Here is a 10,574-nt window from a genome sequence, read left to right as displayed (position 1 = left end):
GATCTTAGTCTCTATGCTGATTTTGGTCATAAAAATACCCCCAAAGTTGTATTTCCAACTTTGGGGGTACGGGTCATTTTGGCTTTTTTTGTTCGCTTTAACCGCTTAATTGTTCACTTGTAACAATGTTGATTTATGTTATACTCAAAACTGTAAATAAATGATTAATTTTCAATGAGGAGGGCCAGCTAGTTCATGGCAATTGAAGAAGGGGCAAAGGTTTCAGGGAAGATCTCAGGTATTACTAATTTCGGGGCTTTCGTTGACCTGGATGACAACCAGACGGGATTGGTTCATATCAGTCAGATCTCCGACCGCTTCATCAAAGACATTCACGACGTCCTGTCAGTCGGCGATACGGTAACCGTCAAGGTAATGAAGATCGGCAGTGACGGTAAGATCGCCTTATCGATGAAGGAAGCTCAACCAAAGGAAGCACGTCACCAGCATGAGGAGCGCGAAAACCATCGCGAACAGGGACGCGGCTTCCACGAACGGCGTCATGACACGGAGTTCCATGGTCACGCACACACCCAGGAACATCACGAGCATCGTGAATTTGGCAATGCACCACAGCGTAGCTTTGCCGGAGCTCGTCATCACCACCAAAATGAAAAATTCGACAACATGCTGGCCAGTTTTATGAAACAAAGCGATTCGCTCCAGTCATCGCTCAAACGGCAGACGGATGGCAAGCGTGGTGGCCGCGGCGGTCGTCGCAGCTAAAATGAATCTTCAGCATCAAATCAAGCGGCGTCTGTCAGGGCACCGCTTTTTTGAATCTGATGCTCCCATAGTAGTTGCCGTTTCTGGGGGCGTAGATTCAATGGTCTTGATGGATGTTATGCAGCATTTGACGGATCCCAGTCGACTGATTATTGCCCATGTCAATCATGAATTAAGAGCACAGAGCAGAGAAGAAGAAGCCTTTTTGACCAACTATTGTCAAAAGCATGGCTTAAAACTGGTCATCAGCCACTGGCCAATCAATAGACATCCGCGAACCGGCATTGAGGCAGCCGCGCGGACGATGCGCTATCGTTTTTTTGCCCAGACGATACATCGATTCAAGGCTGAGTTTTTACTGACGGCTCATCATGCTAATGATCAGGCTGAGACCATGTTGATGAAGATGGTTAGAGGCGGTCAATTGACGGCACTTTCCGGAATTGATGATGCACGACCGTTTGCTGGTGCCACGCTGCTTAGACCGCTTTTAGCGATTCCTAAGGCCGATCTTTATGAGTATGCCAGAACTTATCAGCTAACCTGGTTTGAGGATGTCACCAATCAAGATCTGACGCTGACGCGAAATCGATTCCGTAATTTGATCGTACCGGCTATGATTAGAGAAAATCCACGTTTTTTGGAGCATATGACGTCTTGGCATGAGCAGCTGAGCGATCTATTGGTTTTTAGTCAGGACAGTTTAAACCGGCTCTTGGATCAAATAACGAAAGGCGAGCAGCTGAAGCTTTCAAAATATTGCACCTATCCTAAGACTTGGCGGCATCTGATTATGCAGCAATGGCTTGAGAATCAGGCAGTTTTTGATCTGACGCGATCTCAGATCATGCAGATTGATCAGGTACTGAACGATACTAAAAAACCGCAGCAGGTCATTGCGTTGCCAAAAGGACACTGCCTGATAAAAGAATATAATGTCTGCTGGCTTAAAAACGTGGCTAAAAAGGTTGATAATTCGCAAAAAAAGATCGCAGCTGTGGTAGAATTGGGCCAATGGCATGAAATCAGTGATGAGTTGACGTTTGGCATCTTTGATGAGAATCAGCTGCCAAAAGACGCCCTTGTTTTGGCTGCCTTCAATCTACCAGTCAGCTCCTTGCCGCTTAAGCTGCGAGGCTGGCAGAAAGATGATTGTCTACGCTTGAAAAACGGTGGTCATCAAAAAGTGCGTCGAGTTTTAATTAATGCCAAGGTACCAATGTCAAAGCGGATGGATCAGCTGGTTCTGACCACGGCAAAAGGGACGGTACTTTGGGTAGTTGGTTATAAGTTTGCCTGGCTGGATGGGTCAGACAGCGCTTATCAAGATCAGAAACATCAAGTCATTGCAGTTGCCCAACGAAAATGCTAAAAGGAGCAGATAAATGAACAACGATATTGAACGCGTCTTGTACAGCACTGAGGACATCAATGCTGCCGAGGATCGTCTGGCCAAGCAGATCAACGCTGACTATGCCGACAAAAAGCCTTTGGTGGTTTCGGTTCTGACTGGGGCAGCGCCTTTTTCGGTCGATATGTTTAAAAAGATGACCTGCTATGCTCAACTGGACTTTATTGACGTTTCCAGCTATTACGGCGGCACTGAGTCAACCGGGACGATCAAGCTGATTCACGATCTGAAGGCTGATCTTAAAGGTCAGGACGTCTTGATTATGGAAGATATCGTCGACACTGGCCGAACGCTGCGCTATCTGGTTGATCTTTTAGGCGAGCGTGGTGCCAACAGCGTCAAGGTATGTACGCTGCTGGATAAGCCAGAGGGTCGTAAGGTCGAGATTGAGGCTGACTATGTCGGCTTTGTTGTACCAAATGAGTTTTTGGTCGGCTATGGGCTTGACTACCAAGGCTATTATCGGAACCTGCCATATGTAGGAATTCTGAAGCCTTCCGTATACAGTAAATAGTTGACGAAATAATGGTCAATGATGGTCAGTTATGCTATCATTTAGTCCATCAAAATAAATTAAACGTTGCCGTTGGATAGGAGGTTGTTATGAACAACAATCGTAAAAATAATGGATTCGCTCATAACGTGCTCTTCTATGCGATAATCTTTTTGTGCATTATGGGAATCGCCTACTTCTTCTTTGGAGGAAGCAGTACGAATACGCAAAGCAAGAACGTTTCTCAGAGCACTTTTGTTACCGAATTGAAGGACAACAAGGTTAAGAGCTTCCAACTTCAACCAGACGGCGGAGTCTACAAGATCACCGGTACCTACCGCAAGCCGCAAAAGGTCAGCAGCAGTGATGCCGGGTTCTCGATCGTCGGGCAAAAGAGCAGTACCACGACCAGCTTCCAAAGCTCGGTATTGGACAGTGACGTAACGCTCAGTCAGCTGCAAAAGTATGCTGAAAAACACAACGTCACTATCAGTACCAAGGCCGAAGAATCCAATAGTCTGTGGATGAACCTGCTGTTTACCATTCTGCCTTTGATCATCATGGTATTTTTCTTCTACATGATGATGGGGCAGGCCAGCCAAGGCGGTCGCGGCGGCGGGATGATGAACTTTGGCAAGTCCAAAGCCAAACCTGCCAATGCCAAGGAGAACAAGGTCCGCTTCTCTGACGTTGCTGGTGAAGAAGAGGAAAAACAGGAACTGGTTGAAGTCGTTGAATTTTTGAAGAACCCTAAGAAATTCACGCGACTGGGTGCCAAGATACCATCTGGTGTGCTTTTGGAAGGCCCTCCAGGTACTGGTAAGACGCTGCTGGCTAAAGCCGTTGCTGGTGAAGCCGGCGTACCATTCTTCTCGATCTCTGGTTCTGATTTCGTTGAGATGTTTGTCGGGGTTGGTGCCAGCCGGGTTCGTGACTTGTTTGATCAAGCCAAAAAGGCTGCACCATCAATCATCTTTATCGACGAAATCGATGCCGTTGGTCGGCGGCGTGGTTCTGGTATGGGCGGTGGCCACGATGAACGTGAGCAGACGCTGAACCAGCTGCTGGTTGAAATGGACGGTTTCAATGGTGATGAGGGCGTTATCGTAATGGCAGCCACCAACCGGGCTGACGTCTTGGATCCGGCCCTGCTGCGTCCTGGTCGTTTTGACCGGAAGATTCTGGTCGGTGCCCCTGATGTCAAAGGTCGTGAAGCTATTTTACGGGTTCACGCACGCAACAAGCCACTGGGCCCAGACGTTGACTTAAAAGAAATTGCTAAGCAGACGCCAGGCTTTGTCGGTGCCGATTTGGCCAACCTGCTGAATGAAGCGGCACTTCTGGCAGCGCGGCGCAATGAAAATGAGATCTCAGCTGCTGATGTTGATGAAGCCGAAGACCGAGTAATTGCCGGACCAGCCAAGCGTGATCGGGTCGTTTCGCCAAAAGAGCGCGAAACCGTGGCCTACCACGAAGCCGGTCACACGATTGTTGGGCTGGTCTTAAACGATGCGCGGGTCGTTCACAAGGTAACGATCGTACCGCGGGGGCGTGCCGGCGGGTATGCAATCATGTTGCCACGTGAGGACCAGATGCTGATGAGCAAGAAAAACGCCGAAGAACAGATTGCTGGTCTGATGGGTGGTCGGGCTGCTGAAGAAATCATCTTCCATTCACAGTCGTCTGGTGCATCCAACGACTTTGAGCAGGCTACTCAGATTGCACGGGCCATGGTTACCCAATACGGGATGAGTGACAAGATTGGTCCGGTTGAGCTGCAGAGCTCGGGTCAGGTCTTTGCTGGCCAGGGCTATGATCAGTTCGGCTATTCGCAGCACACGGCGGCCGTAGTTGATGAAGAAATCAAGCGGATCTTGAATGAAGGTCATGAACAAGCGCTCCACATTATTGAGACGCATCGTGAACAGCACAAGCTGATTGCCGAGGCGCTGCTCAAGTATGAAACGCTGAATGAAAAGCAGATTCTGAGTCTGTACAAGACTGGGAAGATGCCAGAAGCCGATGTTGAAGCTGCCGAAGATGAACAGCATGCCGCAACTTTTGAAGAGTCCAAGCGTGCTTTGGAACGTCGCGAGACTGAAAAGGTTGAAAGCGATCATGGCAGCGATGCGGAATCAAGCAATGATTCACAAACGCCAGCCGACTCAGCTTCAAACGATCAAAATGACCACCATGACGATCATGATGATCAGGCATAATTGCCAATTAACAGGAGCGTTTATGACCACTGGTCGGCGCTCCTGTTTTATTATGGAATTAAAATCAGAAAAGGTGACTTAAATGGAAAACAATGACTATCTAGTAAAAAGCATGACCAAAGATGGCATGTTTCGTGCCTATGCAGTACGGGCGACCAATTTGGTTGAAAAAGCACATGAGATTCATGATACCTGGAGTGCCAGCTCAGCAGCTCTGGGGCGGACTTTGATCGGTACGCTGCTTTTGTCAACGTCCAGTCTGGATGACAAGGCCGGCATGACGGTTAAAATTCAAGGTGACGGACCAGTTGGCTACATTGTGGCTGATGGGACGGCGCATGGTGAAGTCAAAGGCTATATGAAAAATCCACACGTTAATCTGCCATTAAACGAAGCTGGCAAGATTGATGTTGCCGGGGCAGTTGGCCGTCAAGGCACGCTTTCGGTAACCACGATGACGCCAGGCGACAAGACGCCATATACTGGTGAAGTCGATTTGATCTCAGGCGAGTTGGGTGATGACTTTACTTATTACCTGGCTAAATCGGAACAGATCCCTTCAGCAGTCGGTTTGTCGGTGTTTGTTGAAAAAGATGATTCGATCAAGGCAGCGGGCGGTTTTATGGTTCAAGTAATGCCTGGTGCCAGTGATGAGGCTATTACCAAGCTGGAGGATGCAATCAAGGGGATGCCAAGAGTCTCGGACCTGCTTTTGGAAGGCAAGACGCCCGAAGATATCTTACACATGCTGTTCCCAGACGAAGAGCTTAAGATGCTGCAGACGATGCCAGTATCTTATGCCTGCCATTGCAGCAAGAATCGTTTTGCTCATGCTTTGGCAACGATTAAACCTGCCGATCTAAAGGAAATGATCGAACAAGACGAAGGTGCTGAGATTGTCTGCCAGTTCTGTGGCAAGAAGTACCATTTTGATAAGCAGGACCTGGAAGTCATCTTAAAACAGGCGACCAGCAGCGATGAAAACTAGCTAAACGATATAAGAAGCTGGGAATAGAGTCTCAAAACAAAAATGGCTGAAGATTACGTTACTTAAAACGTTGATCTTTGGCCATTTCTATTATTAAAGTTATTTTATTTGGTTAGAAAATCAGTTTTTGTTCTCTCTTTTTGATCTTTAGCAATCGCTTCGCTTGCAGAATGAATGGGTAAGGTTAGGACTGCGTTGACAATTTTTGATCAACCAGTGAAAATTAAGACATTCGAAAAACAGAGGCGATGGGTTTGAAAGACGGTTTATTTAAGTGGCTGTGCGGCCTGGCTTTTTTGAACAACGTTGGCTACAGCTGTGTATGGCCGGTGACAACGGTCTATATGCACGATCAGCTGCATCAGTCGTTGGTTTTGTCTGGTCTGGTACTGCTCTGCTATTCCAGTGCCAATGTTATCGGCAGCATTATGGCCGGCAGCTGCTTTGATCATGGGCATACGTTTGGCTTAAACGTCTGTGGTCAGTTAATTACGCTCTTGGCGGTAACGATTTTGATTTTTGCACATGGCTGGCCAATCTACTCAATCTTGTTGTGCGGATTTGGTTTTGGCAATGGCTGGATTTTAACGCTGATTAATTCAATGGGCACGCACGTTAAAAAATATCCGGGCACCAAGGTCTTTAATCTGCTCTATCTGGTGGAAAACGTTGGGCTGGTAGTTGGGACAGGAATGACTGGCTTTATTTATGAGCAAGGCATTGGCTGGCTGTTTGCCTTAATTGCCATAATGTATCTGTTTAGTCTGATCATTGTCCTTGCTAAGTTTGGCAGAGTTGAGCTGCGTGCGGAACCAATTTTGCAATCACCACAATTACAGATGCCGGCAGCCGCAAAAAAGCCTTCTAAGAGCAATTGGAGCGTAATTATAGTACTGATGCTTGGCCTGGTGATTGTCTGGATTATGTATGAGCAATGGATGAGCAATCTAGCGGTTTACCTAGCGCGATTTGGAATTTCTACGGGACGCTATGGCATGCTCTGGACAATCAACGGCATTTTAATCATTGCGTTTCAGTTGCTGATTGAATGGATCAGCCGGTATCGTGCCACCCTGAATTTTCAAGTGACATTTGGTGCAATGGCGATGGCTGGTTCGTTTGTGATCTTGTTGGCTGCTGATCGTTATGGACAGTTTATTTTGGCGATGGTTGTCTTGACGCTGGGTGAGTCGCTGTTGATTCCAGGCGTGCCGGCCTACGTCAATCGTTTGTCGCCAGCCGCACAGAAAGGCCGCAATCAAGGGTTGGTCAATGCTTTTTCATCGCTTGGCAAGGCGCTTGGACCGTTGTTTGGTGGATTGGTTATTGAAAAAATAGGATACTCGCCATTGTTTTTGATTTGTGCAGTTGCCGATCTTGCAGTTGGCCTAACGATCTGGGGAGTACTGCATCTCTTGCAGCATGGTCTGCAGAATTATGACTAAATGATAATTGCTGAGGCTCTGGCTTGCTAATTCAACGCTGATTAAGCTACAATCGTTTTGATTGCAATTTTAAGGAGGATATTTTTGTGGAATGGCAAATTGGCAATGTCACGATTCCCAATCAAGTCGTAGTGGCTCCCATGGCTGGAGTTACCAATTCCGCGTTTCGCGTTATCTGTAAAAAGTTTGGCGCGGGTTACGTGGTCTGCGAGATGATTTCTGATCGCGGCATTATGTACCACAACAAAAAGACCCTGTCGATGCTGAAGGTTGAGCCAATCGAACATCCGATGGGCATTCAAATTTTTGGCGGTACTAAGGAAACGCTGGTTCAGGCAGCCAAATTCATCGATGAAAACACCGAAGCCGATGTGATTGACATTAACATGGGCTGCCCGGTTAACAAAGTCGTTAATACCGATGCCGGGGCAAAATGGCTGCTGGATCCAAACAAAGTCTATGAGATGGTTTCTTATGTCGTTGATGCCGTTAAAAAGCCGGTTACGGTCAAAATGCGTACTGGTTGGGACGACAAGCACGTCTATGCTGTTGAAAATGCACTGGCTGCCGAGCGTGCCGGTGCTCAGGCAATTGCCATGCATGGGCGAACTCGTAAACAGATGTATACAGGCCACGCTGATTGGAATATCCTAAAAGAAGTGGCCAATGCACTAACGATTCCATTTATGGGCAATGGTGACGTGCAGACGCCAGAGGATGCCAAGCGGATGCTGGATGAAACCGGTGCGACCGCCGTTATGATTGGTCGAGCTGCCATGGGTAATCCTTGGATGCTCAAGCGAACGGCTCATTATCTGGAAACGGGTGAACTGCTTCCTGAAGCTACGCCGGAACAAAAGATTGCCATGGCTAAAGAGCATTTGGCTGGCCTGGTGGAACTAAAAGGTGAGCATGTTGGCGTTCGGGAGTTCCGTGGACAATCAACCTACTACATCAAGGGGATTCCGCGAGCAGCCAGAACAAAGGCAGCATTGGTTGAGGCAGAAACGCAGCAGGAAATGATCGATATTTTTGATCGCTTCCTGGAAGATACACAAAAGCGAACAGCACAGCAGGAATTGCGTCGTGCTCAACGCCAGGCAAAAATTGAGGAGGAAGACTAGTGTCACAAGAACTGGATCAAATGCGCGTTCGTCGCGAAAAAATGGATGAACTCAAGGCTGCAGGGATTGAACCATTTGGTCGTCGCTATCATCGCGACCACCTGGCTCAGGATCTGCACGAACAGTTTGATCAAGTAGATAAAGATGAACTGCTTGAACAAGAAAACATGGTCAGCATTGCCGGCCGAATGATGCGCAAGCGCAGCAGTGGTAAAGCCGGTTTTGCCGATTTCGTTGATCGGACGGGCAAAATTCAGGTTTACGCACGTAAGGACATGGTTGGCGATGAACAGTACCATATCTTTAAGCGGGCCGACCTTGGTGACTTTATGGGAATCAAGGGTGACGTTATTAAGACCAACACTGGCGAGCTGACGATTCGCGCTCGAGAAATTACCTTCCTGTCTAAAGCACTGCGGCCGTTGCCAAACAAGTGGGAAGGGGTTAAGGATCCAGAGACCATCTATCGTCAACGTTACCTGGATCTGATTGCCAATCCAGAAAGCTTCAAGCGGTTCCACCAGCGGACGGCGATCATCAAGGCCGTTCGTAAATATATGGATGATCATGGCTTTACCGAGGTTGAAACGCCAATCTTAAACACGCAGGCCGGTGGTGCCAATGCTCGGCCATTTATTACGCATCATAATGCTTTAAACATCGACATGTATCTGCGGATTGCCACGGAGCTCTACTTGAAGCGGCTGATCGTCGGTGGTTTTGAACGGGTCTATGAATTAGGACGGATCTTTAGAAATGAAGGGATGGACCTGCAGCACAACCCTGAGTTTACGACGATTGAAACCTACGCTGCCTACTGGGATCTGTGGGACGTAATGGATGAAACGGAAGGAATCATCAAGGCCGCAGCTAAGGTGGTTTCTGATGATGGTAAGATTACCTACCAGGGTACTGACATTGACCTAGGCGGTAAGTTCAAACGGATTACGATGAACGACGCCGTCAAGGAACAGACTGGCATTGATTTTAAAGAGGTCAAATCTGATGAGGAAGCTCGTCAATTGGCCGAAGAAAAGCACGTTAAGTACGAAAAATGGTGGTCCAAGGGTCATATTCTGAGTGCTTTCTTTGATGAATTTGTAGAAGATACCTTGATTCAGCCTACGTTTATTTATGAATTCCCAGTTGAAGTCTCACCACTGGCTAAAAGAAACCAAGAAAACCCAGCAATGGCTGATCGATTTGAGCTTTACATCGCTGGTGGCGAAATGGGTAATGCCTTTAGTGAATTAAACGATCCAATCGATCAAAAGTATCGTTTTGAAATGCAGGCTAAAGAAAAGGCCAACGGTAACGATGAAGCTGAACCAGTTGATCTGGACTACGTTGAGGCTCTGGAATATGGGATGCCGCCAACGGGTGGTCTGGGAATTGGTATCGACCGTTTGGTAATGCTTTTGACTGATGCCAAGTCGATTCGTGACGTTATTCTTTTCCCAACGATGCGTCCAGAAAAGTCTGCCGACGAAGAAAAAGAAGATAAGTAATTCAATAGCAAAAGGCTGAGAATTAACTCAACCTCTTAACTATGTATGGACAATAATACCTTAGCGCAGTAGCTGGCTGGCAATTCAAACGCTGATAAATCAGCATTTGAGTGACCTAGTCATCCTTGCGGACAAACTCCGAAAATCGGTCGTAAGCTGATTTTCGGAGTTTTTTCTTACTCTCTTTTTGATTGTTGAGTTATGATCAGAGAATTAAATCAAAAGATTCTGGTTATCGATCACTGAATGACAAAGCAATTTGGTTATCGATTATTCTGCAATAAACGAACTAATTGTCAACTAGAAGACTAATTGGTTCGTAAGTGAAAAATTGCTTTAGAAAGTTTAGAAATAGCGTTGACGAACCCTAGGGAAACCTGTATAGTATTTATTGTTGTCAAAGCGATTGACCGGTATTCAAATGGTTGATCGTTAATGATCAAGAAAAAAGATCTTGACATTGAATTGACAATTTGATATATTAATTAAGTCGCTGATTTGATCAGCTGTTGAAATTAAATGAATTTCTTCTTGACATCAAGTTGACGATTTGTTAAAATATTAAATGTTGTTATTAAACAACACGGTAGACCTTTGAAAACTGAATACAGTTTCGACGAACACAAATGTGCAGGGTCATCAATCATTACGATTGATGCA

General features: G+C 46.7%; 8 protein-coding genes. All 8 read left to right on the top strand.

Going from position 1 to position 10,574, the window contains the following annotated elements:
* Positions 1-195: 195 nt before the first annotated feature.
* The 8 genes from HF864_RS09075 to lysS all read left to right on the top strand — a co-directional run bounded on the left by HF864_RS09075 (position 196) and on the right by lysS (position 9,914).
* Complete coding sequence (locus HF864_RS09075; RefSeq protein WP_169462669.1) at positions 196-726, top strand: S1 domain-containing RNA-binding protein; 531 nt, start codon at positions 196-198, stop codon at positions 724-726.
* Positions 689-2,098, top strand: a complete 1,410-nt coding sequence (gene tilS / locus HF864_RS09070) for a tRNA lysidine(34) synthetase TilS (protein ID WP_169462668.1) — start codon at positions 689-691, stop codon at positions 2,096-2,098. The genes HF864_RS09075 and tilS overlap by 38 nt, the downstream gene beginning before the upstream one ends.
* A 13-nt stretch (positions 2,099-2,111) precedes the next feature.
* Positions 2,112-2,651: a hypoxanthine phosphoribosyltransferase gene (gene hpt / locus HF864_RS09065; protein ID WP_143113165.1), complete on the top strand. Its 540-nt coding sequence runs from the start codon at positions 2,112-2,114 to the stop codon at positions 2,649-2,651.
* A gap of 89 nt (positions 2,652-2,740) precedes the next feature.
* The gene (gene ftsH, locus HF864_RS09060; protein ID WP_169462667.1) at positions 2,741-4,849 is read left to right on the top strand and encodes an ATP-dependent zinc metalloprotease FtsH; all 2,109 of its coding nucleotides are present in this window, start codon (positions 2,741-2,743) and stop codon (positions 4,847-4,849) included.
* Positions 4,850-4,931: 82 nt separating this feature from the next.
* Positions 4,932-5,837: an Hsp33 family molecular chaperone HslO gene (hslO, locus tag HF864_RS09055; RefSeq protein WP_169462666.1), complete on the top strand. Its 906-nt coding sequence runs from the start codon at positions 4,932-4,934 to the stop codon at positions 5,835-5,837.
* A gap of 254 nt (positions 5,838-6,091) precedes the next feature.
* Entirely contained in the window at positions 6,092-7,282 is a 1,191-nt protein-coding gene (locus HF864_RS09050) for an MFS transporter (protein WP_169462665.1), read from the top strand.
* Positions 7,283-7,368: 86 nt separating this feature from the next.
* Positions 7,369-8,406 (top strand): tRNA dihydrouridine synthase DusB, encoded by a 1,038-nt coding sequence (gene dusB, locus HF864_RS09045; protein ID WP_169462664.1) that lies wholly within the window; start codon positions 7,369-7,371, stop codon positions 8,404-8,406.
* Positions 8,406-9,914: a lysine--tRNA ligase gene (gene lysS, locus HF864_RS09040; RefSeq protein WP_169462663.1), complete on the top strand. Its 1,509-nt coding sequence runs from the start codon at positions 8,406-8,408 to the stop codon at positions 9,912-9,914. Before dusB ends, lysS begins: the two co-directional genes overlap by 1 nt.
* Positions 9,915-10,574: the final 660 nt, after the last annotated feature.

Origin of the sequence: Lactobacillus sp. MRS-253-APC-2B, from assembly GCF_012843675.1 — a bacterium.
In the GTDB taxonomy this organism is placed as follows: Bacteria; Bacillota; Bacilli; order Lactobacillales; family Lactobacillaceae; genus Limosilactobacillus; species Limosilactobacillus pulli.
This window is presented reverse-complemented; position numbering and strand designations above follow the sequence as displayed.